Source organism: Stenotrophomonas rhizophila (assembly GCF_003651185.1).
In the GTDB taxonomy this organism is placed as follows: Bacteria; Pseudomonadota; Gammaproteobacteria; order Xanthomonadales; family Xanthomonadaceae; genus Stenotrophomonas; species Stenotrophomonas maltophilia_Z.
In genome coordinates this window covers 2312477-2336655 of sequence record NZ_RCDC01000004.1, presented here as the reverse complement: position 1 = coordinate 2336655, position 24179 = coordinate 2312477, and the positions used below count along the sequence as shown (strand labels likewise).

The window sequence follows — 24179 nt, the reverse complement described above, 5'->3', positions numbered from 1 at the left end:
CTCAGAGCACCGAGTTCTGGAAGTCGAAGTTCAGTTCGCTGCCGGCGGACTGGACCATGTTGCCCTGGATGAAATCGACCCCGCCGATCCACATCGCGGCCGCGGCCTGCGGGTCTTCGATCTGCTGGCCGATGATGCGCAGCCCGGCGCGGTGCGCCAGGTCGATCGCCGCGCGCAGTTCGTCGCGCGTGTGCTGGTTGGTGTGGCTGTTGGAGAAGCGCGCGGCCATGCGCACATAGGCCAGCGGCAGCTGCGCCATCAATGCATTGGCCTCATCGCCCGGCTCGAACTGGCTCAGGCAGAAGCGCACGCCGGCCGCATGCATGCGCGTGCAGAACTGCTGCAGGGTGACGGTGTGGATCAGGGCATCGGGCAGACGCACGTCGATGACCAGCGCGCTGCCGTCGATCTGCCGGCTCGCCAGCGATTCCAGCAGCCAGTCACCGAAGGCATCACGGGCCAGTGTGCGCAGCGACTGCGAGACGAACAGGTGCAACGGCTGCGCGGCGTGGCGATACAGATCCAGCAGCCCCAGCGCATGGTCGAGCACCTGCTGGTCCAGATCGGCGATGCGCCCGGCCGCTTCGGCGGCCGGGATCACCTGCCCGGCGGCCAGCACGCTGCCATCGGCCTGGCGCAGCCGCAGCAGCACCTGGTACTGCGCGGTGTTGCCACCGGCCACGGCGACGATCGGCTGGTAGGCCAGTTCCAGCTGCCCTTCAAGCAACGCCAGGTGTTCCTGCGCGGCCACATCTTCGCGGCGCACGTAGGCGGCCACGCCGGCGGTCAGCAGGCGTGCCTGCAGGGTGGTGCGTTCGACCGCTTCCAGTGCGCTGCCCGCATCGGAGAAGCCCGGCGAGAGCTGGGCATGACCGACCACGCCGCGCAGGTGCACGGATTCGTCATCGCGGATCACGAACGCGCGCGTGGACAACTGCTCGCGCAGGGCATGCGCCATCGCATCCAGCGTGGCCTCGTCGGCCCCGCGGGCCAGCACCAGGAAGCTGTTGTCGTTCAAACGTGCCAGCAGGTGGGGCTGGGCGGCATCGGCCAGCCGCTGGCCGGCCTGGGTCATCAGCCGTTCGAACGCGGCATAGCCGTAGCGCTCGCGCAGGCCCAGCGCGCTGGCGATCTCGATGAAGAACAGACCGCCCTGATCGCGGTGCGCCAGCGAGGCGCCGAGCTGTTGCATCACATGATGGCGGGTCGGCAGGCCGGTCTCGGGGTTGTTCATCGCCGGTGCGCTGCCGTTGCCCGCCTGCGAGGCGGCCTGCGCACGTGCGCGGCGGATCCGGTTGGAGACGGCGGCGATCAGGTGGCGCGGGCGGATCGGCTTGCTGAGGAAATCGTCGGCGCCGCTGTCGAGCACCTCGAACTGGCGCTCCGGATCCGGGTCGCCACTGAGGAACACGATGGGCAGCAGCTGCTGGCCGGGTTGCTGGCGGATCAGTGCGGTCAGCCGCATCCCATCCAGCCCGGGCAGGTGCAGGTCCATCAGGATCAGATCGGGGCGATGCTCGGCGATGGCCTGCTGCACCCCCTCGGCATCGCTGTGCACCAGCGCCTGCATGCCGGCGCCGTGCAGCACGCTTTGCGCGAACAGGGCCTGCGAGCGGTCGTCTTCGACGATCAGCACGCGGTACGCAGCGTCGATGGCGGCCGGCGGCAGGCTGCCGGTCTCGGCGTGCATCGGGGGGAGCAGGGGCGGCGGGCTGGCCGGCGCCGGCGTCAGTGCGACGACATTGCTGTGCATCACGGGTGCGGGTGAGCCCTGGCGTTGCCAGCGCTGCCAGTGGTCGGCCGGCGGCGTTTCAGCGCGCACGGCGCGGGCGGATGCAACAACGTTGTCGTGAACGGCCATCAGTACTCCCAGTCTGCGCCGCAATTATGCGATGAACACCCGAAGGCAGGGCACGCCTCACCGTGGCAGGGTTCCCGGTTTGACCTGCGTCTGACCACTGTCGGCCTGCCGCATCAACCAGCGCATGCCCTTCCACAGCGTCCGCCAGATCATCCAGACGATCAACGCGCCGATCAGGCTGCACGCCACCACCAGGATCAGCGCCAGCCATGGGTGCGCCAGCGCGAGCGCGAGCCCGCCGACCACCACGGTGTCTTCGGCGGCGGAGGCGATCCAGTTGCTGGCCGGTTCGGGCGAGGTGTTGAGCAGGGCGCGGGTACCGGATTTGAGCCCGTGGCTGGCCAGCGCGACGCCGGCGCCGGCCACCAGCGCGGTGCCGCTGAGCTCGCCGCTGGGCGAGAGCGTGGCGGCGGCCAGGAACGCACCAGCCGGGACCCGGGCCAGGGTCTGGACCAGATCCCAGACCGAGTCGACCCCGGGGATCTTGTCGGCGAAGAATTCGGCGATGGCCAGCACGGCCGAGGTGCCCAGCACCCACCAGGACTCCGTGGCCTGCAGCGCGGGCGGCAGGTCGACCCAGCCGAGCAGGCCGGCCAGGCCGACGCCGAACACGGTCAGGTACACGCGGATGCCGGCCAGCCAGGCCAGCAGGATGCCGATCACGAACAGGTGGGCTTCGGTCATGGCACGCGCTCCGGCTGCAGAATGTGCACAGGCGCACACTATCGGGGATGACGTCCATGAACGCCACTGCCTCGATCCCGGCCCTGCGCGGACAAGGTCTTTCCCCTGACTTACACTAGCCCGTCGTTCCAGACAGGGGCCGTTGCGACAGCGCCGGCAGGCGCGGTCGCCCAGGACTGCCATGAATAAACCCACACCTTCCCGCATCCAGATCCGCCGGCCGGGCGCGCCGCCCGTGCAGGACCGCAAGCGCCTGCTGGTGCTGGGCGGGGCCTGGCTGCTGTCGCTGATCCTTGCCGTGCTGCTTGGCGCCTGGCTGGGCTCGCCCGGCGGTGACGTCGGCACCCAGCTCAAGGCGGCCGAGACCCGCAACGAGCGCCTCCAGCAGCAGCTCATCGAACTGCAGCAGCGCCAGGCGACCCTGCAGGCCTCCGACCGCATCAGCCGCGCCGCCAACAACGAAGTCCAGACCTCGCTGGGCGAGCGCGATGAAGAAATCGCCGGCCTGCGCGCCGACGTGGCCTTCTATGAGCGCCTGGTCGGAGCGACCAGCCAGCGCAAGGGGCTGAACACCCATTCGGTGGAGTTCTCGCCGGAGACCGGCGGCACCTGGCAGTACGCCGTGGTGCTGACCCAGAACCTGAACCGCGGGGCGATCAGCCAGGGGCAGATGCGCTTCACGGTGGAAGGCGTCAAGGACGGCAAGCTGACCTCGGTCAGCTGGGACGAGCTGCACCAGCGCACCAAGGTACCGGGCCAGGACTATTCCTTCCGGTATTTCCAGCAGCTCACCGGCAGCGTGATGCTGCCACCAGGCTTCACCCCGCAACGTGTGCGGGTCACGCTGGGATCGGGCGCGGGGGGCGCCACCCAGGTATTCGATTGGAAGCAGGCCGGAGCACCGGCGGCATCGGCAAAAGAAGGGGAGTAAGCCCATGTTTGGCAGCAACAAATCCAACCGCGACGGACATCTGGTCGTGGACGCGCTGATCGGCGCGCAGGTGGTGATCCGCGGGGACGTGGAATTCAGCGGTGGCCTGTATGTGGAAGGCACCATCCAGGGCAAGGTGATCGCCCAGGACGGCGCCAGCAATGCCACCCTGACGGTGGCCGAGCACGGTGCCATCGAGGGCGAGATCCGCGCCCAGGTGGTGGTCATCAGCGGCCGCCTGGATGGCGATGTGCACGCCACCGAGCGGGTCGAGCTGACCCCGAGCGCCCGCGTGACCGGCAACATCCATTACCAGGTGGTGGAAATGCACGCCGGCGCCCAGCTGACCGGCCGCCTGATCCATACCTCGGCGCAGATGGCCCTGCCGCCGCCGTCGGGGGATGCGGACCAGGGCAAGGGCAAGGACACTGCGGCCCGCAAGAAGCTGGCCGAGGCGATGGCCTGAATCGCGCCCGCGCGACAACTTGAAACCGTGCTCATGCACCCCCATGCTGGGGGCATGAGCACGCTTGTTTCCCTGCCCGGCGCTCCCGCCGCCGCGCCGAACTACCAGTCCCTGGACCGTCCGCTGAACTTCACCGAGGCCGCTGCGGCCAAGGTCAAGGAGCTGATCCAGGATGAGGGCAACGCTGCCCTCGCCCTGCGCGTCTATATCGAAGGCGGCGGTTGTTCCGGCTTCCAGTACGGGTTCGAGTTCGATGAGAACCGCGCCGAGGACGATCTGGCGGTGGATACCGCCGGCGTCACGCTGCTGGTCGATCCGTTGAGCCTGCAGTACCTGATGGGCGCCGAGGTGGATTACACCGAAAGCCTGACCGGCGCGCAGTTCGTGATCCGCAATCCGAACGCCAAGACCACCTGCGGCTGCGGCAGCAGTTTCAGCATGTGATGTGCGCGCAACCGGCCTGATGGTCGGTTGCCGCTTGCCAGTCCCGCCGAATGTGGGCAGGCTCTTGCGATGTCCAAATTCTCTTCGCAGCTTTCCGGTTTCGCTTTCGTCAGCGAGCCGCTGGAGCGCGCCGATACCCTGCGCGATGACGCCGATGCGTTGTTGCGCCTGTGGCCGGACGCGCGTGTATTGGTGCTCGACCAGGACGGCACCGCGCTGGCCGGCCACGATGGTCAGCCGCTGCCGCTGACCGGCGCGGATCTGGGCGGTGGCCCGGGCACCGCGATCTTCCTCGGCCTGCGCGGCGAGCAGGCGTGGTTCTCGATGGAGGCCGCCGGGCTGTCGGTGACGGCGCCGCAGCGGGTCGACCTGCGCCAGTCCGCCGCGACCTGGTCCATCGCCGATTCCACCGCCTTCTGTTACGCCCGGGGCATGTCCTACTGGCAGTCGCGCACCCGCTTCTGCGGGGTGTGCGGCGGCGCGGTGACCTTCAGCCGCGGCGGCTTCGTCGGCCGGTGTGGCCAGTGCGCCACCGAACACTACCCCCGGGTCGATCCGGCGGTGATCGTGGCCGTGGAGAACCAGGGCCGGCTGCTGCTCGGCCGCCAGGCGAACTGGGCCCCGCGCCGTTATTCGGTGTTGGCCGGCTTCGTCGAGCCGGGTGAATCCCTGGAGCAGACCGTGGTCCGTGAGGTCTTCGAGGAGAGCCGGGTGCGCGTGCGCGAGTGCCGCTACCTGGGCACCCAGCCATGGCCGTTCCCGGGCGCGCTGATGCTGGGCTTCGCCGCCACGGCCGAAGACGGCGTACCGACCGTGAACGGCGAGCTGGAAGATGCGCGCTGGTTCACCGCCGAGGAAGTGGGCGCCGCCCTGGCCCGGGATGTCGAGGATGACGGCGAAGGCATCCGCCTGTCGCCGCCGATCTCGATCTCGCGCAGCCTGATCGAGCACTGGTACCGCCAGCAGATCGCCTGACCGTCGCCTGCCGTTGCCGCAGGCTGAACACGCGGCGCGGTACATTACCAACGGCCCGGGGAATTGCTGGGCCGCAAGGCATAGTAGCGGCGCGTCCCACGTCCCGAGCCGGAGGCTTACATGTTCACCACCCTGGTCGCCGTGCTGGTTGCCTTGGCCCTGGGCCATGTCGCGCCGGGCGCGGCCGTCGCGCTGCGGCGTTTCGGCCTGTACCGGCGCTGGCTGCAGTGGTTGGGCCGGCACGCCGCCGACGACGGGGTCTGGCGCGGCCGCAAGGGCGCCTGGCTGGCGGTGCTGCCGTTCGTGGCAGCGCTGGGCCTGCTGCAGTGGCTGTTCGATGACCGCGTCTACGGCCTGCCGTCGCTGTTGTTGGGCGTGCTGGTGCTGGTGATGTGCTGGGGCCCGCGCGACCTGGACCGCGATGTCGAGGCGGTGATCGACGCCGATGACCCCCACGCACGCCACCTGGCGATCGCGCAGTTGCAGTCCGCCGGTGGCAGCCTGCAGGAAGACGTCCCCTCGCTGGTCGAAGCAACCGTGCTCAACGCGCTGAGGCGCTGGTTCGCGGTGCTGTTCTGGTTCCTGCTGCTGGGCCCGGTCGGCGCGCTGCTGTATCGCCTGCTGGCCTTGCTGGCGGTTGGCCCGATGCGCTCGCTGGCCAGCGTGGAAGCGGTCGCCGGTGCGCGCGGCGTGCTGGCCTGGCTGGAGTGGCCGGTCGCGCAGCTGATGTCGCTGTCGATGGCGCTGGTCGGCAATTTCGATACCGCGTTCAAGGCCTGGCGCGAGGCGCACGGCAATCAGTGGTCGGCCTCGACACACTTCCTCGGTGCGGTCGCCCGGGCAAGCGTGAGCGCCGAGCTGCGCGAGGATGCGCACGATTACAGTGATGCGGGGATGGTGCCGGTGTGGCGTCGTCTGCCGGAGCTGCGCGATGCGATGAGCCTGGTGTGGCGCATGCTGCTGCTGTGGATGGCGGTGCTGGCGCTGCTGGTGATCGCCGGTTGGGTCACCTAGCGGTCCGGCTCAGCCCGGCGCCAACCAGGTAAACGGCACCCATGGCAGGTTGCGTGCGATCCAGTACGCGGGCAGTAGGATCAGCCAGAAGGCGGGCTTCATCAGCAGCGTGATCAACGGCTGCAGCGCGCGTGGCCGCCAGCCCAGTGCCCAACCAAGTACCAGCGGGGCGATGGCCAGCATCAGCATGGCCAGCGGATTCATCGAGAACGCGGTGACCACATCGCCGTGGGCCAGCGCGTGCAATGCACGCGTCAGCCCGCAGCCGATGCAGTAATACCCGGTGACCGCCAGAAAGCTGCACGGCGGGAACGGACTGCTGGCGCTGTTGGGGTCGTAGTGCCGCAGCATCCAGACCCCCGCACCGGCCGCCAATGCGGCCGGCGGCAACGCCGCCAGCAACCAGCGCCTGCCGTGCAGCGCGATCATCAGCTGGCGCTTTCGATCTGCTGCTGGAACTGCTGCATCTGTTCCATGTAACCGTCCACCCCCATGAAGGCCAGCGAGATCACGAACAGCACCACGCCGGCGATCAGGAAGCCGGTGGTGACCCAGGCCCAGATCTTGGCGTTCTTGGAGGCACGACGTGCGCCTTCCAGGTCGCCCTGGTTGAGCAGGCCGTTGACCTTGCTGGCGAACACGATTGCGACCACACCGGTGACGATGCCCGGGAAGCTCAGGCACGACAGGCAGCACACGAAGAACGCCAGGATGGTGACGACGATCGACCAGATCAGGTGGTTCGGGATGCTGCCCGGGGCGGGCGGCAGGGGGGCGGTGGCATTCATCAGCGAAACTCCATTTGCTTGGGTGGGTGGGTGCGTACGAGGTGTCCCGGGCGGTAATCTAACCGATGTGCCTGCCTCTATGTATACGGTTACATGCAGGCAGGGCGGGGCTCATGCCTGATCGCCGCGAAGTTGCCTGACCTGGGTTTCCAGCATCGGCGCGGTGGCGACCTCGCCGGCGATCGGCGCAGATGCGACGACCTCGACATGCGCGCGGAAACGGCGTGGCACACGCATGCGGCCCAGGCGCGTGTCGCGGCGGCTCCACATGCTCGACCACATTCCGCGCAGCGCCATCGGCACGACCGGTACCGGGCGACGTGCCAGGATCTTCTCCACGCCCGATTTGAACGCGCCCATCTGCCCATCGCGGGTCAACGCGCCCTCGGGGAAAATGCAGACCAGCTCGCCCTCGGCCAGCGCCTTGTCCACCTCATCGAACGCGGCCTGCATCAACGCCGGATCCTCACGTGCGCCGGCAATCGGGATCGCCTTGGCGGTGCGGAAGATCCAGCGCATCACCGGGATGTTGAAGATCTTGTAGTACATGACGAAGCGCACGGGGCGCGGAAGGGTCGCCGACAGGATCAGCGCGTCCATGTAGCTGACGTGGTTGCATACGATCAGTGCCGCTCCCTCGTCCGGCACGTTGGCTTCGATGCCGTGCGGACGCAGCCGGTACAGCGCGCGCACCATCACCCAGCTGAGGAAGCGCATCAGGAACTCGGGCACGATCGTGAAGATGTAGATCGACACCACGGCATTGGCGATCGCCAGGGCCAGGAACAGCTGCGGGATGGTCCAGTCCAGCACGCGCTGGGTGAGCAGGCCCAGGCCGGCGGCCAGGACGATGAAGCCTGAGTTCTGGATGTTGAGCGCGGCGAACACGCGCGACATTTCCGATTTGGCCGTGCGGCTCTGGATCAGGGCGAACAACGGCACCACGAAGAAGCCGGTGAACAGGCCGATGCCGATCAGATCGATGATGATGCGCGCGCTGCCCGGGGCCTGCACGAACTGCCAGATCGACAGCCCGGCCGCGGCGGCTTCGCCGACGCGGGCGAAGTACAGGTCGAGCATGAAGGCGGTCATGCCGAACGCGCCCAGCGGCACCAGGCCGATCTCCACGGTGCGCCCGGACAGCTTTTCGCACAGCAGCGAACCGGTGCCGGTACCCAGCGAGAACAGCGCCAGCGCGAAGATGTAGAGCAGGGAGCCGCCACCGAGGTTGACCTCGGCATAGGTCGGCAGCTGTGAGGTCAGCATGGTGCCCACGAACCAGAACCAGGACACGCCGAGAATCGCGTTGCGCACGGCCTTCTGCTTCTTGGCCATGCGCAGCACCGCCAGCGACTCGGGCAGCGGATTCCAGTTGATCTTCAGATCCGGCGCGCCGGCATCGACCTTCGGGATCATCCGCGCGGTGAGGTTGCCCGCCACGGCCAGTACGATCACGGCGGTCGCGGCGACGATCGGGCCATGGCTGCCGGACAGCGCGAAGATCAGGCCCCCGGCGATCATCCCGGTGAGGATCGACAGCGAGGTGCCCATCTCGACCAGGCCATTGCCGCCGGTCAGCTCCTCGGGCTTGAGGATCGAGGGCAGCACCGAGTACTTCACCGGCCCGAACAGGGTGGACTGCATGCCGGTGCAGAACAGCGCGACCAGCAGTACCGGCATGCTCTCGGTCAGGAAACCGAGTGCCGCCAGCGACATGATCGCGATTTCCATGGTCGTGGTGATCACGATCAGCCGCGATTTCTCCAGCTTCTCCGCGATCTGCCCGGCCAGCGCCGAGAACAGGAAGTACGGCAGGATGAAGATCGCCGGCGCCAGGTTGGTATACAGCGAGCGCTCTTCGATCGGCGTGCCGAGGAAGAACAGCAGCGCGATGATTGCCTGGCGGTAGACGTTGTCGTTGAACGCGCCCAGCGACTGGACGATGAAAAACGGCAGGAAACGACGTTGCCTGAGCAGAGCGAACTGACTATGGCCGGACATGGAGACTCCTTGCGAACCGGCGCAGCCTAGCATTCTCCCTGTTGGCGCAGCATGGCAGCGGGGCGCACCGCCCCGGGGCGGTCGCTCACGACCGTGGGTCGTAAGACGTTCAACATCCGTAGCGACCAACGGTCGATACCTACCCCAGCGTGCGCGCGGCCTCGTTGGCGGCACCGCGCAGCTTGGGCAGCAGGCGCAGCATCAGCCCCATCTGGGTGCGGATCAGCTGCAGCTTGGGCGGCATGTCGTCCGGGATCTGCTCCAGCTGCTCGGCCAGGGCCCGGTCGCCCTCGTTGGCGTCTTCGGCCACCGGTTCGCGCTGCTCCAGCGCGCGCGCGATCTGCTGCATCGCCTGCTGCACCCGTTCGCCGCCAGACAGCGCGAGCGGATCCTGGCCGTAGCTGTCCAACTGGGTGCGGTGGGCGCCCAGTGCGGAGAGATGGCCGAGCAGGGTGTTGGACAGCGCCAGGAAGCGGAAGCCGGCATCCAGATTGCGGCGCACGTGACCAGGCTCGCGCAGCATGTTCGACAACGCAGTGGACAGCGCCGCATCGGCGTTGTGCATGTCACGGCGCGCGATACGGTACGCCAGGTCGTCCTGCATGCCGCTGCCGTACTGGCCGAGCACGGCGTGCAGGTACTTGGCGCAGTTGTCGAGCACACGCGCCATCACCAGGTTCAGGCGCCGGCCCTGCCAGTCGGGCAGGATCAGGAAGGCGGCCGCCGCGGCGATCGCGCAGCCCAGCAGCGTATCCACCAAGCGCGGCCAGATCAGCAGGAAGCCATCGCCGATCAGGTTGAAGCAGGTCAGCGCCATCACCGTGATCGCCGCCGAGGCCACCAGGTAGCGATCGCTGCGGGTGAAGAAGAACAGCAGTGCCGAGAGCAGCGCGATCAGCAGTTCGATGCGCAGGTCCTGGAACAGCTGCATCAACGCCCAGGTCAGCACGAGACCGATCAGCGTGCCGGCGATCCGTTGCGCCAACCGCTGGCGGGTCGCACCGAAGTGTGGGCGGCACACGAACACGATGGTGAGCAGTACCCACGAGCCGTTCTGGGCGTTGAACAGCCGGATCGCGGCGAAACCGACGATCAGCGCCAGCGCCATGCGCAGGCCATGCCGGAACAGCACCGAGCCGGGCGTGAGCTGCTGGCGGATGCGCACGCCCATCTCGCGCAGGGTGTGCGGGTTGGTATCGCGCAGGCGGGTATCGACGTTGTCCAGGGTGGACTCGGATTTCTCGGCCTCGGACAGGCGACGTTCGATGCTCTGCAGGTTGTGGCCGAGCAGTTCCAGCGAGGCCAGCAGACGCTGCCACTGCGGGTTGTGCTGGGCGCGCAGCCAGGTGAGCGAATCGGTCAGGTCGGCGGTGGCCTGCTTGGTGCGCTCGCCGTACTGGAACGGCTGGCGCAGGCGGATTGCCTGGCCGAGGTTGGCGCAGGCCTCACCCTGCAGCGCAAGCAGGCGCTGGCAGCGGTACAGCACGTCGCTGTGGAAGAACGCTTCAGTCAGGGCGCCGTAGGGGTAGTGCGAGGAGCTGGCGCGTTCGTGGAAGTCCTGGGCCATGTAATACAGGCGCAGGTACAGGCCGGACTGCACGCCGGGCCGGCCGGAGCGGCCAAAGCGCGCCAGGATCGCGGTCTTGGCGATGTTCAGCGCCTCCACCACGCGCCGGTTCTGCTCGGCCAGGGCCAGCTGGCGCTTCTGCACGTCGGCATCGCGCACCGGTTCGAACAGATCGGCCTTGAGCTGCAGGTAGCGGCCCAGCTCCAGGTACAGGCGCGCCACCCGCTCGCGAACGGGGCGATTGGCGAACAGGGCGGTCCACAGGATCGAGAGCAACGCGTACCAGACCGCACCGGCCAGCAGGTGACTGACCGCATTGATCGCCTGGGACAGATCGGCCGCGCCGTGCTGCTCCAGCCCGATCATGGTGTAGATGGCCAGCGTTACCGTGGCCTGCGCGATCGAGGCATAGCGCTCGCCGAGCGCGCCGAGCAGGGTCAGCCCGAAGGTCGCCACCGCCAATGCGGTGATGAACCACCACGGATGCGGGAACAGCAGCACGACCGCGGCGGCGGCGGCCACGAAGCACAGCAGCGACAGCGCCACCGATTTGATCCGGCCCCACCAGTTGTCGTCGGTCTCGGCGATCGCGCTGGCGATGATGCCCAGGAACACGCCGGGCAGCGCGGTCAGCTGGTCCAGGTACCAGCACAGCCCCATCGCCGCGGACAACGCGATGAACACCCGCAGGCCATAGCTGGCCTTTTCATGCGCCCACAGGCGGCTGACGCGGGTTTCGAACGAAGGCATGGCGACTCGGCGGAAGGCAGGCCGCCATTATTGCCGGAGCGGGGTGAAGGGGACACCTTTACGTGGGTTGGAATGGCACTGGTAGTGCCGGCCGCTGGCCGGCTTCCGACAATGCCGAGGAGCCGGCCAGCGGCCGGCACTACCCGCATGCATCCGGCTTACATATCGAACCGCACGCTGACCGCGAAGGTGCGCGGCAGGCCCACGCCTGCGTTGGACCAGTACTTTTTGTTGGCCAGGTTCTCCACGCCGGCGCGCCAGGTGACCGGGTGGCCGGCGGCCTGCATGCGGTAGCCCACGCCGGCGTTGACCAGCGTGTAGTCGGGCAGCTTGAGCGTGTTGTCGGCGTCGTAATAGACGTCGCCGTAGTAGCGGGCCAGTGCGTACACGCTCAGGCCCTCGATCTGCGGGATGCTGTAGTCGGCGTGCAGCACGCCCTGCCAGCGGGCCGCGCCGGCGGTGCGGTTGCCTTTCTGGCTGGCGCTGCCCGGCGAGAGTTTGTCGTAGGTCGGGTCCAGCCAGGTCACGCCGCCACCGAGGGTGAAGGCATCGGTCAGGCGCACATCGCCACTGACTTCCACGCCTTCGTACAGGGTGATGCCGTCCTGCACCAGCAGCTTGCCGGCGGACGTGATCAGGTCGATGTTCGCGCCGCGCTCCAATCGGAAGGCGGCCGCATCGGCGCTCCATCGCGGGTACTCGATCTTGGCGCCGATCTCGTACTGCTTGCTGATGGTGGGGTCGAGCACGTCGCCGGCGTTGATGTAATCGCTGCCCACGCGGCTGCCGGCTTCCAGCGATTCGACGTAGCTGGCATACAGCGTCACGGCATCGGTCGGCTTGTACATCAGGGCGTAGGTCGGGGTGACCGGATAGGTGTGGTACGCGCCCTTGTTTTCGAAGTCGTTGTAGCGCGCGCCGGCCAGCAGCGACCAGCCATCGGCGAAGCTGACGGTGTCGCTCACGAACACCGCCTGCTGCACGGTTTCGCTGCCGCGGCTGAGCACGCGTGAGCCGACCGCATCATGGCGCAGCGTCGGACGCTGATAGATGTTGCCGCGGCCGAGCGTGTTCCATTCGTACGGGCGGTCCCAGCCCAGCCCAGTCTGGTGGGAGACGCCGGCAACGACCTGGTGCGACAGCGGGCCGGTCTGGAAGCGGCCCTGCACGATGGCCTGGGCCAGCTTCCACTCGCTCTTGCCGCCGAGCTCGTAGGTGTTGATGTCGTAGTCGCCGTTGACGTCATCGATGTAGGCGAAGATCTTGTTGACGTCATTCCAGGAGGTGGTCACGCCATAGCTCAGGCTGGCCTTCCAGTCGCTGTTGATCTGCCAGTTCAACGCGGTCGAGAGCAGGCTGGAGCGGGTGTCGTAGTAGCTGCCGTCGATGCTGTTGTCGATGTCGCCGGCCAGCGGGCGCGGCAGCTCGGTCAGGCCGATGAAGTAGTACTGCGGGGATTCGTTGCTGAGATCGCGCGACTGGAACACGCCGTCGAAGGTCCAGGTGAGGCGGTCGCTCAAGCGTGCATCCAGCGACAGCGCGCCGACCTTGCGGTTCACCTCGCCGCCGTTGAAGGTCTCGCCTTTCTCCTGGTACGCATTGAAGCGGTAGCCGAACATGTCTTCGTTGCCGAAGCGCCCGCCCACATCGACCTGGCCGCTGACGATGCCCGCCTCGCGCCAGCCGAGCTGCGCCGACAGCGTGGTGACCTCGGTCGGCTTCTTGGTCACGTAGTTGACGATGCCGCCGGGCTGGCCGAAGCCATACATGAAGCCACCGGGACCCTTCAGCAGTTCCACCTGCTCCATCACTTCCAGCGGCCACTCGGTGCCCCACGAAGAGACCTGCAGGCCGTTGACGCGGTAGCTGTCGTAACTCAGATCGATGCCGCGGTTGCGGATCGGCGAGCTCCAGCCGCTGGCGTAGGCGCTGACCTGGGTGACCACGGACGGATCGGTGAGGAAGGCCTCGCCAAGCGAGACCACCTGGCGCTTCTCGATGTCCTCGCGGCCGACCACCGAGATCGCGAAGGGGGTATCGCGCACGGCACGGTCGCCCAGGGCGCCGGTGTCGGTATGGGTGCGTTCGGCGGTGACCTTGATCGCATCCAGGTCGGTGGCCGAGCGCGTCCGGACGCCGCCATCCGGTGCGGACTGGGCGTGGGCGGTGCAGGCCGCGGCCAGGGAAAGAGCGAGCAGGGCCGGGCGCAGGGCACGGCGGCCCGGCACCACGGCCGGGAGCGAAGACACAGACTGGCGCATGTTGTGGGGGTCCTCCGCGGACAGCAGCACACCGTCCGCGATCAGAAGAAGGCGGAAATAGAGGGGTGGCTGAGTCGTCAGGCGTGCCGCGTCAGCGGCAGCGGGGCATCGCGGGGGGCAGTGCAGGACCGTGGCTGATGCGAATTGTTCTCCTTTGGGCCGGAGGCGTCAATCCGGCGGGATGCCGACCCATGGTCGGTACCCCGCCGCGCAGGGCCCACTCACTGCAGACGCACTGCCTTCATCGCGCGGCAGCGGCCCGTTTCAACGCACGCTTCTCACGGCGCCGCGCCCGGCGAGCCACCCAGCGCTCGCGCAGGCACGAGAAGATCACGTACAGCGCCGGGGTGCTGAGCAGGGTCAGGCTCTGCGAGAACAGCAGGCCGCCGATCATCGCGATGCCCAGCGGGCGGCGCAGTTCGGAGCCTTCGCCCAGCCCGATCGCCAGCGGCACCGCGGCCAGGATCGCCACCATGCTGGTCATCATGATCGGGCGGAAGCGCACGATGCTGGCTTCGCGTGCGGCTTCCAGCGGCGTCTTGCCATGCTCGCGCTGCGCCACCACCGCGAAGTCGATCATCATGATCGCGTTCTTCTTGACGATGCCGATCAGCAGCACCAGCGCGATCATCGAGATCACCGACAGCTCGGTGTTGGTGCCATACAGCGCCAGCAGCGCGCCCACGCCCGCCGCCGGCAGCGTGGACAGGATGGTGACCGGGTGGATCAGGCTTTCATACAGCATGCCCAGCACCAGGTAGACGGTGATGATCGCCGCCATCACCAGGATCAGCATCGCCATCGGGTCCGAATCGAAACCGAACCCGGCATCCTCGGCCAGGCGGATGTCGCCAGGCATGCGCATGCCATTGACCGTGCTGTCGATGATCGCCTTGGCCTCGCCCATGCTGGTGCCGGGGGCGAGGTTGTAGCTCAGGTCCATCGTGGTGTACTGGTTTTCGTGGGTGATCTGCGACGGCGCCAACCCTGGCACCTGTTCGGCGACCGCTGTGATCGGCACCATCTCGCCATTGCCGGCCCGCACGTAGATCTGGTCCAGCGCGCCCGGTGTCGCGGTCTGTTCGGGCAGGGCGTTGACCACCACGCTGTACTGGTTGATGTCCGAGTAGATCGTGGAGATCTGGCGCTGGCCGAAGGCGCCGTACAGCGCGCCGTCGATGGCGCCGACCGAGACGCCCAGGCGTGCGGCCTTGGCGCGGTCGATCACGATGTTCTGGCGCAGGCCGGCGGCGTCCACGTCGGTGCCCACGTCGGCCAGCTTCGGGTTCTTCTTCAGCGCGGCCTGCAGTTTGGGCAGCCACTCCTGCAGCTGGGCCAGGTCGTTGCCCTGCAGCGAGACGCGGTACTGCGCGCCCTGGCTGGCCCCCCCGCCGTCATTGCTGGGCAGATCCTGGATGGCACGCAGGCGCAGCTGCAGATCGGGGTAGCGGTCGGCCTTGGCGCTCAGGCGCGCCAGGGCCTGAGCGGTGGTTTCGCGGCGCCCGTCCTTGCGTGATTTCAGTTCAACGCTGAACTGCGCGCTGGAGCCCTGGCGGCCACTGCCCAGGCGCACGCCCACGGTCTTCACCGCCGGGTCGGCCATCAGCATGTCGGTGATGCGCCGCTGGCGGTTGACCATGTCGTCGAAGGAGACCGTGGCGCTGGAGTTCGCGCGGCCCCAGATCAGGCCGGTGTCCTGGGGCGGGAACGCGCCCTTCTTGACCGCGCCGAACAGGAAGATGGTCGCGCCGATCAGCAGCAACGGGGTCAGCGACAGCAGCAATGCATGACGCAGCGAGAAGTCGAGCAGCTTGACGTAGATCCGCAGCATGCGGTCGTGGCCGGCATCGAGCAGGCGGCCGAAGCGACTGGGTGCGCCGGCGTCGGCATGCGCGCTCAGGAAGCGGCTGCACAGCGCCGGGGTCAGGGTGAGCGAGATGACCATCGAGACCACGATGGCCGCCACCAGGGTGACGGTGAACTCGCGGAAGAACGCGCCCATCATGCCCTTGGCGAACAGCAGCGGGATGAACACCGCCACCAGCGAGGCGGTGATCGAGACGATGGTGAAACCGATCTCGCGCGCACCGGTGAGGGCGGCCTGCATGCGCGTCATGCCTTCATCGAGGTGGCGCATGATGTTCTCGATCACCACGATCGCATCATCGACCACGAAGCCGATCGCGATCACCAGCGCCAGCAGGCTCAGGTTGTTCAGGGTGAAGCCCAGCACGTACATCACCAGTGCCGCACCGGCCAGCGACAGCGGCACGGTCACTGCCGCGATCAGGGTCGGGGCCAGCCGGCGCAGGAACAGCGCCATGGTCAGCACCACCATCGCCAGTGCGATCAGCAGGGTGATCTGCACTTCATGCAGCGAGGAGCGGATGGTCGGGGTGCGGTCGAAATAGGGGGTGAGCGTGGTGCCCGGTTCCAGGTAGTCGCGCAGGGTCGGGATCTGCGCCTTCACCCGGTCCACGGTTTCCACGATGTTGGCACCGGCGCGGGTGAACACGTACATCACCACCGCCGGTTTGTGGTTGAACCACGCGGCCTGGTAGGCATCCTGCTGCCCGTCGTAGACGTTGGCGATGTCCTGCAGGCGGATCACGCGGCCGTTGTCGGCGGTCTTGATGACGAGCTGGGCGAAGTCGGCTGCGCGCGCCACCGAGTCGTTGGCGATGATCGCGGTGGTGGTGTTGCCATCGGTGAGGAACCCGGTCGGCGAGGTCACGTTGGCCGCGCGCACCGCGTTGCGCAGGTCATCGGCGGTCAGGCCGAGGGCGTTCATCAGGCGCAGGTTGACGTCCACGCGCACGGCCGGCGTGGAAGCACCGGCGATATCCACCGAGGACACGCCGGTGATCTGGCGCAGGCGCTGGGCCAGCAGCGAATCAGCGACGTTGTAGAGATCATCAGCCGACTGCGTTTCCGAGGTCAGCGCGATCGCGATGACCGGGTCATCGTTCGGGTTCGCCTTCTGGAACATCGGCGTGCCCAGCCCGGCGGGCAGGTCGGCCTGGGCCGAGTTGATCGCGGTCTGCACATCCAGCGCGGCCGAATCGATGTCGCGGTCGCTCTGGAAGATCATGAAGACCAGCGAGCTGCCTTCCGAGCTGGACGAGCGCATGCGGTCGATGCCCGGCAGCTGGCCGAGGTGGCGTTCCAGCGGCGCGGTCACCGTGGAAGCCATGGTCGTGGCATCCGCGCCGGCCTGGTTGGCGTGCACGAAGATCACCGGGATCTGGATGTTCGGCAGTGCCGATACGCCCAACTGCAGGTAGCAGATCACGCCGACCACGAACAGGCCGATGGCCAGCAGGGCGGTGCCGATCGGGCGGCGGATGAACGGGCCGGAGATGTTCATCGAACGCCTCCGCAACGGCCTGCGGTGCTCATCATCACGCCTGCGGCTCCTGCACCGGGCCATGGCCATGGCGCAGCGCACGCTGTTCGCGGCGCTGGCGCAGGCGCTCGGAGAAGCGCTCCATGTACAGGTAGATCACCGGCGTGGTGTACAGCGTCACCAGCTGCGAGAGCAGCAGGCCGCCGACGATGGCGATGCCCAGCGGGCGGCGCAGTTCCGAGCCGATGCCGGTGCCCAGCGCCAGCGGCAATGCGCCGAGCATCGCGGCAGCGGTGGTCATCATGATCGGGCGGAAGCGCAGCAGGCAGGCACGACGGATCGCTTCATGCGCGTTGGCACCGGTGCGCCGGGCCTCGATCGCGAAGTCGACCATCATGATGCCGTTCTTCTTGACAATGCCGATCAGCAGCACGATGCCGACGATACCGTCCACCGACAACGGCAGCCCGCACACCATCAGTGCCAGCAGGGCGCCGACGCCGGCCGGGGGCAGGGTGGAGATGATGGTGAACGGATGGATGTAGCTCTCATACAGCACGCCCAGCACGATGTAGATCAGCACCAGCGAGGCCAGCAGCAGCCACACCACGTCGGTCTGGCTGCCCGTGAACTCGGCGGCCTTGCCGATGAACTGCGCATGGACCTGCGAGGGCATGTCCAGGCCGGCCTTGGTCTCTTCGATCGCCTTGACCGCATCGGACAGGGAGCAGCCCGGCGCGATGTTGAACGACACCGTGACCGCGGGCAGCTGCTGCTGGTGGCTGACCACCAGCGGGGTACTGGTGACCTTGCCCTCGGCCAGCGCCGCCAGCGGGATGATGTTGCCGGCGCCGACCGGAATGCCGGTGTTCTGCGCGCCGATGCCGGTGGCGGTGGACGAGTTGGACGAGGTGACCTGGCCGAAGTTGGTGGCATTGCTGCCGGTCAGTGCGCCAGCGCCATTGGAGGCCACCGCCAGCTGGTTCATCAGCGCGGTGCTGGTACGGAACTCCGGGGCCACTTCCAGCACCACGCGGTACTGGTTGAGCTCGGTGAAGATGGTGGAGATCTGGCGCTGGCCGAAGGCGTCGTACAGGGTGTCGTCGATGGTCTGCATCGGCACGCCAAGCACGCTGGCCTTGTCGCGGTCGATGGTCAGCTCGAGCGCGCGGCCCTGGTTGGACAGGTTGTTGTCCACGTCGGCCAGTTCCGGCCGCTGGCGCAGCGCCTCGGTCAGGCGGGTGGCCTGCAGCGCGACCTGCGCGCTGTCCACGTCCGACAACGAGTACTGGTACTCGGTCGCGGCCACGCGGGTATCCAGGGTGACGTCCTGCACCGGCTTGAGGTACAGCGCCACACCGGGAATGCCGGCGACGGCCTTCTGCAGCCGCGGCAGGATCTTGTCGAGCCCATCGCGGTCGCCGCGCTCCTTGAGCACGATCGACAACTGGCCCTGGTTGAGCGTGGGGTTCATGGTGCCGGCGCCGATGAAGGCCGAGACACCGGTCACTGCCGGATCGCTGCGCAGCGCTTCGGCCACGGCCTTGGTGCGCTGCTCCATCTGCGGGAAGGCGATGTTCTGGTCGGCCTGCACCACGCCGGTGATCAGCCCGGTGTCCTGCTCGGGCAGCAGCCCCTTGGGGATCACGATGTACAGCACCACGGTCAGTACCAGTGCGCCGGCGGCGACGGCCAGGGTCAGCGGCTGGTGATCCAGCACCCAGTCCAGGCTGCGCTCGTACAGGCCGACGGTGCGCGACCACACGGTGGTCCTGCCCGCCGCGGCGGCGCGCTCGTGCGCATCCTCGCCTTCGGGCAGCGCATCGGGCTTGAGCAGGTAGGCGCACATCATCGGGGTGAGCGTCAGCGAGATCAGCATCGACAGCGTCACCGCGATGCTCAGCACCCAGGCGAATTCGTGGAACAGGCGGCCGGTGACGCCGGGCATCAGCAGCAGCGGCAGGAACACCGCCACCAGCGAGATGGTCAGCGAGAGCACGGTGAAGCCGATCTGCTGCGCGCCGATCTCGGCCGCTTCCGGCCCGCTCTTGCCCTGTTCGATGTAACGCACGATGTTCTCGATCATCACGATCGCATCGTCGACCACGAAGCCGGTGGCCACCACCAGCGCCATCAGCGAGAGGTTGTCCAGCGACATCCCGGCAAACGCCATCACACCGAAGGTGCCGGCCAGTGACAGCGGCACCGCCACCGAGGGGATGATGGTGGCCCACAAGCGGCGCAGGAACACGAAGATCACCGCGACCACCAGGCCGATGGTGAGGATCAGGGTGAACTGCACTTCATGCACCGAGGCGCGGATGGTCTCGGTGCGGTCGTTGAAGATGTCCAGGTGCACGTCGGCCGGCAGCACGTTCTGCAGCTGCGGCAGCAGCGCCCGGATGCGCTCCACGGTCTGCACGATATTCGCGCCCGGCTGGCGGCGCACTTCCAGCAGCACCGCCGGCTTGCCATCGGCCCACGCGGCCAGCTGGTCGTTCTCCACGCCGTCGATCACGTTGGCCACATCGGACAGGCGCACCGGGCGGCCGTTCTTGTAGCTGATGATGGTGTCGCGGTACTCGGCGGCGCTGGTCAGCTGGTCATTGGTGCCGATCGAGTAGGACTGGGTCTTGCCATTGAGCGAACCCTTGGGCGCGTTGACGTTGGCCTGGGTCAGCGCGCTGCGCAGTTCTTCCAGGGTCAGGCCCATGTTGGACAGCTGCGCCGGGTTGACCTGGATGCGCACGGCCGGGCGGACGTTGCCGGCGATGGACACCAGGCCCACGCCCTGCACCTGCGACAGGCGCTGGGCGAGGATGGAGTCGGCGTAGTTGTTGACGTCGCGCAACGGGCGCGTGTCGGAGGTGAGCTTGAGGGTAACGATCGCCGCGTCGGCCGGGTTCACCCGGTTGTAGACCGGCTGGTAGGGCAGCGAGGAGGGCAGGGTGGCCTGGCGGATCGCGGCCTGCACATCCTGCGCGGCGATGTCGATGTCGCGGTCCATCGAGAACTGCAGGATGATCGTGGACAGCCCCGCCGACGAATCGGAGGTCATGATCTCCAGCCCGGATATCTGCCCGAACTGGCGCTCCAGCGGCGTGGTCACCAGCGAGGCCATGGTGACCGCGTTGGCACCGGGGTACTGGGTGGTCACCACCAGGCTGGGCGCATCGATCTCGGGCAGCGCCGACACCGGCAGCTGGCGGTAGCCGAGGATGCCGAGCAGCAGCAGGCCCGCCATCAGCAGCGAGGTGGCGATCGGGCGGCGGATGAAAATCGTCGAAAAGCCCACGGGCGGGTCCTTGCTGGTGCGTCGTGCTGCGTTGGATCAGGCAAACGCCGGCGCATGGGCCGGCGTCAGGAACGTGGGGCGGGCGCGATCAGCGCGGACCGCCACCGCGGCGTCCACCGCCACCCTGCTGCTGGGCGGCCTTGAGCTCGGCTTCGGTGGGTGCGGCCGGGGTTTCGCCCGGCTTGAGCGCGGTCACCTTGGCGCCTGGCTTGAGCCGGAACTGGCCTTCGCTCACGACACGCTCGCCGCCCTTCAGACCCTCGGTGATCTGCACCTGGCTGTCGCCGACTTCCACGCCGCTCTTCACCGTCTGCATGGCCACGGTGCTGTCCGGCTTGACGATGTAGACGTATTCGCCGTCCGGCCCGCGCATCACGGCCTGGGTCGGGATCACCACGCCGCCGGCGATGGTGCGCAGCTGCATGCGGACATTGACGAACTGGCCCGGCCACAGCGAGTTGTCTTCGTTGTCGAACAGGGCGCGCGCGCGGAAGGTGCCGCTGTCGCTGCTGATCTGGTTGTCCACCACATCCAGCTTTCCGCCGTCGGTAAGGACGTGCGCGTCGTTGCGGTCCAGTGCGGCGATGTCCACCGGGCCGGCGGCCTGGGCCTGGCGCACGGCCGGCAGCTGGCGCTCGGGCAGGTTGAACACGACATGGATCGGGTGGATCTGGGTCAGCGTCACCAACGCCGTGCCGGCGCTGACGATGTTGCCGGCGTCGACCGCACGGATACCGGCGATGCCGGAAATCGGGGCGGTCACGCGGGTGTACTGCAGCTGCACCTGGGCGGCGCGCATGCTGGCCTCGTTGGCGGCCACGGCACTTTCGAACTGGGCCACCTGGTTGCGCTGGGTATCCAGGTCGGTCTTGGCCACGTACTGGCGGTATTCGGCCGAATTGGAGCGCTGGTAGTTGGAGCGGGCGGTGGCGAGCTGGGCCTGGTTCTGGCGCTTGGCGGCCGCGGCTTCGTCGTAGCTGGCCTGCAGGGTGCGCGGATCGATCTGCGCGAGCAGGTCGCCCTTCTTCACTTCCTGGCCTTCCTTGAAGTTCAGGCTGATCAGCTGGCCGCCGACCTGCGGGCTGACGGTGACGGTGTTCATCGCCGCGACCGTGCCCAGTGCGCTGGCGTAGACCGGCACATCCTGGCGGACGGCATCGATCACCGTGACCGGGACCGGGCCGGCATTGGCCGGATCACCGCCCTGGCGCCCTTCGGCTGCCGGGCCGCCTGCATCCCCCTTCTTGCCGCCCATCAGGCGCATTCCGACCACGGCAACCACCAGCACTGCGACCACCAGCAGCACGATCTTCCAGAAACGCGACATTCAATAACTCCTGAGGGGGCTGGCGGAGGGCGGGGGCCCGGTTGGCTAGGCGCAAAGCATACTCGTCGCCCGTGGCCTTTCATGCATGACGGATGGGACGGGCGATCAGACCGGATGTGACGGGTGAGGTTCCTTGCATGAACGTTTGCCGGGGCAGAAAGTTACAGCGCGTCCGGCGCTGATGCCCTACATTCAGGTTCGACCGCCGTTCTGACCCGTGGAGACCTTCAATGCCCCGTCTGTCGCTGTTGATGTCCGCCCTGCTGCTGGCCGCCCCCGGCCTGGCTGCTGCCGCCCCCGCCGAACGCCCGGAAGTGGCCGCCGCCGCGACCCGCCTCAAGGCCCAGGTGATCGACTGGCGCCGCGACTTCCACCAGCACCCGGAGCTGTCCAATCGCGAAGAACGCACCTCGGCCAAGGTGACCGAGCGCCTGCGCGCGATGGGCCTGAAGCCGCAGACCGGCATCGCCCACCACGGCGTGGTGGCGATCATCAAGGGCGGCAAGCCCGGCCCCCGGATCGCCCTGCGCGCGGACATGGACGCGCTGCCGGTGACCGAGCAGACCGGCCTGCCGTTCGCCTCCAAGGCTACCAGCACCTACCGTGGTGAGACGGTCGGAGTGATGCACGCCTGCGGCCACGATGCCCATACCGCCACCCTGCTGGGCGTGGCCGATGCGCTGGTGAAGATGCGCGCGAACCTGCCCGGTGAGGTCATGCTGATCTTCCAGCCCGCCGAAGAGGGCGCGCCGCCGCCGGAAGAGGGCGGTGCGGCGATGATGCTCAAGGAAGGGCTGTTCAAGGACTTCAAGCCCGAAGCAGTGTTCGGCCTGCATGTGTTCTCCAGCGTGCCGGCCGGCCAGATCGCGGTGCGTGGCGGCCCGCTGATGGCGGCGTCGGATCGTTTCGGGATCAAGGTGATCGGCCGCCAGACCCATGGCTCGGCGCCGTGGAACGGGGTGGACCCGATCGTGGCCACCGCCGACCTGGTCGGCACCGCGCAGACCATCGTCAGCCGCCGTGCCAACCTCTCCAAGCAGCCGGCGGTGGTGACCTTCGGCGCGATCAAGGGCGGCATCCGCTACAACATCATTCCCGATGAAGTGGAGATGGTCGGCACCATCCGCACCTTCGACGAAGGCATGCGCCAGCAGATCTTCGCCGACCTGCGCAACATGGCCGAGCACACCGCCGCCGCACACGGGGCCAAGGCGGAAACCGAGATCTACGAGTCCGAGGGCAACCCGGCCACGGTCAACGATCCGGCGCTGACCGCGCGGATGCTGCCGAGCCTGCAGGCCGTGGTGGGCGAGGGCAATGTGTACGAGCCGCCGCTGCAGATGGGGGCCGAGGACTTCTCGCTGTACGCCCAGCAGGTGCCGGGGATGTTCTTCTTCGTCGGCTCCACCAGCGAGGGGATCGATCCGGCCACGGCGCCGGCCAATCATTCGCCTAAGTTCCTGCTCGACGAAAAGGCGCTGGATGTGGGCCTGCGCGCGCTGCTGCAGGTGAGCCTGGATTATCTCAACGGGACGCCGGCTGTGCCTGCGGCGGGGTGAAACGACGGTAGGTCCCGGCCGTTGGCCGGGGCCCTTCGTTTTCGCCGCCGGACGCCGCGCGCCTACCGGCGTAAAATGGCGGCATGAATACCCCCCAGGACTCCAGCCTCGGTCGCGAGGTTGCTTACCCGTCGCAGTACGATCCCGGCCTGCTCTTCCCCATCCCGCGCCGCGGCGCCCGCGAGGAGATCGGCCTGGACGAAGCGGCGCTGCCGTTCGTCGGCCATGACCGCTGGCAGGCCTATGAGCTGAGCTGGCTGGACGGGCGCGGCAAGCCGCGTGTGGCCGTGGCCACGGTCAGCGTGCCGTGCACCTCGCCGAACCTGATCGAATCCAAGTCGTTCAAGCTGTATCTCAACTCGCTCAACAGCACGCGTTTCGAGGATGACGCGGCCGCGCGCCTGTGTATCACCCGCGATCTGTCGGCGTGTGCCGGGGCGGTGGTGACGGTGGTGCTCGGGGTGCCGCCGCTGGTGGAAGAGCCCGAGGGCGAGTCGCTGGACGAGCGCGAGGTGACCATTGAGCGCTACGGCCCGCCGGCCCCGGAGTTCCTGTTCGCCGATGCCGATGAGGTGGTCACCGAAACATTGAGTTCGGCCCTGCTCAAGTCCAACTGCCCGGTCACCGGCCAGCCGGACTGGGCCAGTGTCAGCGTGCGCTACCGCGGCCCGAAGATCGACCGCGACGGCCTGCTGAAATACCTGATCAGCTACCGCGAACACGCCGAGTTCCACGAGCAGTGCGTGGAGCGGATCTTCAGCGAGATCACCCAGCGCTGCCAGCCGCAGTGGCTGGAAGTGGAAGCGCGCTACACCCGCCGCGGTGGGCTGGACATCAACCCGTGGCGGGCCAGCCCGGGCATCGCCGCACCGGCGCGCACCGTCCGCGACCTGCGCCAGTAGGCGTTCCG

At 67.8% G+C, this 24179-nt stretch carries 17 protein-coding genes; 7 read left to right on the top strand and 10 right to left on the bottom strand.

The annotated features are described in order from the left end of the window. Window position 1 precedes the first annotated feature (1 nt). Together BCL79_RS10380 and BCL79_RS10375 are read right to left on the bottom strand one after the other, a co-directional pair. The gene (locus BCL79_RS10380; RefSeq protein ID WP_121040598.1) at window positions 2-1861 is read right to left on the bottom strand and encodes an EAL domain-containing protein; all 1860 of its coding nucleotides are present in this window, start codon (window positions 1859-1861) and stop codon (window positions 2-4) included. A 57-nt stretch (window positions 1862-1918) separates the two neighbouring features. After that, on the bottom strand, window positions 1919-2545 hold the full coding sequence (locus tag BCL79_RS10375; protein WP_121040596.1) for a DUF4126 domain-containing protein: 627 nt from the start codon (window positions 2543-2545) through the stop codon (window positions 1919-1921). A gap of 181 nt (window positions 2546-2726) precedes the next feature. On the opposite strand from BCL79_RS10375, the gene BCL79_RS10370 reads away from it, so the two are divergent. The 5 genes from BCL79_RS10370 to ampE all read left to right on the top strand — a co-directional run bounded on the left by BCL79_RS10370 (window position 2727) and on the right by ampE (window position 6375). Further along, a complete protein-coding gene (locus tag BCL79_RS10370) occupies window positions 2727-3476 on the top strand; it encodes a DUF6776 family protein (protein ID WP_121040594.1) in 750 nt (249 codons plus the stop codon). Window positions 3477-3480: 4 nt separating this feature from the next. Then, complete coding sequence (locus BCL79_RS10365; protein WP_121040591.1) at window positions 3481-3942, top strand: bactofilin family protein; 462 nt, start codon at window positions 3481-3483, stop codon at window positions 3940-3942. A 54-nt stretch (window positions 3943-3996) separates the two neighbouring features. Beyond that, a complete protein-coding gene (erpA, locus tag BCL79_RS10360; protein WP_019185327.1) occupies window positions 3997-4386 on the top strand; it encodes an iron-sulfur cluster insertion protein ErpA in 390 nt (129 codons plus the stop codon). A 69-nt stretch (window positions 4387-4455) separates the two neighbouring features. After that, window positions 4456-5361 carry an NAD(+) diphosphatase gene (nudC, locus tag BCL79_RS10355; RefSeq protein WP_121040589.1) on the top strand — a complete coding sequence of 302 codons (906 nt, stop codon included), beginning with the start codon at window positions 4456-4458 and terminating at the stop codon, window positions 5359-5361. A gap of 120 nt (window positions 5362-5481) precedes the next feature. Continuing rightward, a complete protein-coding gene (ampE, locus tag BCL79_RS10350; protein WP_121040587.1) occupies window positions 5482-6375 on the top strand; it encodes a regulatory signaling modulator protein AmpE in 894 nt (297 codons plus the stop codon). Between the two features lie 9 nt (window positions 6376-6384). On the opposite strand, the gene BCL79_RS10345 is transcribed toward ampE, so the two are convergent. The 8 genes from BCL79_RS10345 to BCL79_RS10310 all read right to left on the bottom strand — a co-directional run bounded on the left by BCL79_RS10345 (window position 6385) and on the right by BCL79_RS10310 (window position 21710). Next, complete coding sequence (locus BCL79_RS10345; RefSeq protein WP_121040585.1) at window positions 6385-6804, bottom strand: DUF2752 domain-containing protein; 420 nt, start codon at window positions 6802-6804, stop codon at window positions 6385-6387. Continuing rightward, window positions 6804-7163 carry a CD225/dispanin family protein gene (locus BCL79_RS10340; RefSeq protein WP_121040583.1) on the bottom strand — a complete coding sequence of 120 codons (360 nt, stop codon included), beginning with the start codon at window positions 7161-7163 and terminating at the stop codon, window positions 6804-6806. The genes BCL79_RS10345 and BCL79_RS10340 overlap by 1 nt, the downstream gene beginning before the upstream one ends. A gap of 111 nt (window positions 7164-7274) precedes the next feature. Continuing rightward, window positions 7275-9164: an MFS transporter gene (locus tag BCL79_RS10335; protein ID WP_121040581.1), complete on the bottom strand. Its 1890-nt coding sequence runs from the start codon at window positions 9162-9164 to the stop codon at window positions 7275-7277. Between the two features lie 139 nt (window positions 9165-9303). Further along, window positions 9304-11481, bottom strand: coding sequence for a YccS family putative transporter (gene yccS / locus BCL79_RS10330; RefSeq protein ID WP_121040579.1), 2178 nt, complete (start codon window positions 11479-11481; stop codon window positions 9304-9306). Window positions 11482-11639: 158 nt separating this feature from the next. After that, window positions 11640-13742, bottom strand: coding sequence for a TonB-dependent siderophore receptor (locus BCL79_RS10325; RefSeq protein ID WP_259462140.1), 2103 nt, complete (start codon window positions 13740-13742; stop codon window positions 11640-11642). Between the two features lie 241 nt (window positions 13743-13983). After that, entirely contained in the window at window positions 13984-17109 is a 3126-nt protein-coding gene (locus BCL79_RS10320) for an efflux RND transporter permease subunit (RefSeq protein WP_121040577.1), read from the bottom strand. A 34-nt stretch (window positions 17110-17143) separates the two neighbouring features. Next, window positions 17144-20383: an efflux RND transporter permease subunit gene (locus tag BCL79_RS10315; protein WP_121040575.1), complete on the bottom strand. Its 3240-nt coding sequence runs from the start codon at window positions 20381-20383 to the stop codon at window positions 17144-17146. A gap of 88 nt (window positions 20384-20471) precedes the next feature. After that, window positions 20472-21710, bottom strand: coding sequence for an efflux RND transporter periplasmic adaptor subunit (locus BCL79_RS10310; RefSeq protein ID WP_121040573.1), 1239 nt, complete (start codon window positions 21708-21710; stop codon window positions 20472-20474). A 230-nt stretch (window positions 21711-21940) separates the two neighbouring features. Here BCL79_RS10310 and BCL79_RS10305 point away from each other — a divergent pair, with 230 nt between their 5' ends. Further along, entirely contained in the window at window positions 21941-23269 is a 1329-nt protein-coding gene (locus BCL79_RS10305; RefSeq protein WP_121040570.1) for a M20 family metallopeptidase, read from the top strand. A gap of 83 nt (window positions 23270-23352) precedes the next feature. Then, window positions 23353-24171 carry an NADPH-dependent 7-cyano-7-deazaguanine reductase QueF gene (gene queF / locus BCL79_RS10300; RefSeq protein WP_121040568.1) on the top strand — a complete coding sequence of 273 codons (819 nt, stop codon included), beginning with the start codon at window positions 23353-23355 and terminating at the stop codon, window positions 24169-24171. Window positions 24172-24179 lie beyond the last annotated feature (8 nt).

Bases quoted from the DNA above. Each gene is read 5' to 3' on its own strand.
- BCL79_RS10380 (WP_121040598.1), bottom strand. From the start codon at position 1,861: ATGGCCGTTCACGACAACGTTGTTGCATCCGCCCGCGCCGTGCGCGCT.
- BCL79_RS10375 (WP_121040596.1), bottom strand. From the start codon at position 2,545: ATGACCGAAGCCCACCTGTTCGTGATCGGCATCCTGCTGGCCTGGCTG.
- BCL79_RS10370 (WP_121040594.1), top strand. From the start codon at position 2,727: ATGAATAAACCCACACCTTCCCGCATCCAGATCCGCCGGCCGGGCGCG.
- BCL79_RS10365 (WP_121040591.1), top strand. From the start codon at position 3,481: ATGTTTGGCAGCAACAAATCCAACCGCGACGGACATCTGGTCGTGGAC.
- erpA (WP_019185327.1), top strand. From the start codon at position 3,997: ATGAGCACGCTTGTTTCCCTGCCCGGCGCTCCCGCCGCCGCGCCGAAC.
- nudC (WP_121040589.1), top strand. From the start codon at position 4,456: ATGTCCAAATTCTCTTCGCAGCTTTCCGGTTTCGCTTTCGTCAGCGAG.
- ampE (WP_121040587.1), top strand. From the start codon at position 5,482: ATGTTCACCACCCTGGTCGCCGTGCTGGTTGCCTTGGCCCTGGGCCAT.
- BCL79_RS10345 (WP_121040585.1), bottom strand. From the start codon at position 6,804: ATGATCGCGCTGCACGGCAGGCGCTGGTTGCTGGCGGCGTTGCCGCCG.
- BCL79_RS10340 (WP_121040583.1), bottom strand. From the start codon at position 7,163: ATGAATGCCACCGCCCCCCTGCCGCCCGCCCCGGGCAGCATCCCGAAC.
- BCL79_RS10335 (WP_121040581.1), bottom strand. From the start codon at position 9,164: ATGTCCGGCCATAGTCAGTTCGCTCTGCTCAGGCAACGTCGTTTCCTG.
- yccS (WP_121040579.1), bottom strand. From the start codon at position 11,481: ATGCCTTCGTTCGAAACCCGCGTCAGCCGCCTGTGGGCGCATGAAAAG.
- BCL79_RS10325 (WP_259462140.1), bottom strand. From the start codon at position 13,742: ATGCGCCAGTCTGTGTCTTCGCTCCCGGCCGTGGTGCCGGGCCGCCGT.
- BCL79_RS10320 (WP_121040577.1), bottom strand. From the start codon at position 17,109: ATGAACATCTCCGGCCCGTTCATCCGCCGCCCGATCGGCACCGCCCTG.
- BCL79_RS10310 (WP_121040573.1), bottom strand. From the start codon at position 21,710: ATGTCGCGTTTCTGGAAGATCGTGCTGCTGGTGGTCGCAGTGCTGGTG.
- BCL79_RS10305 (WP_121040570.1), top strand. From the start codon at position 21,941: ATGCCCCGTCTGTCGCTGTTGATGTCCGCCCTGCTGCTGGCCGCCCCC.
- queF (WP_121040568.1), top strand. From the start codon at position 23,353: ATGAATACCCCCCAGGACTCCAGCCTCGGTCGCGAGGTTGCTTACCCG.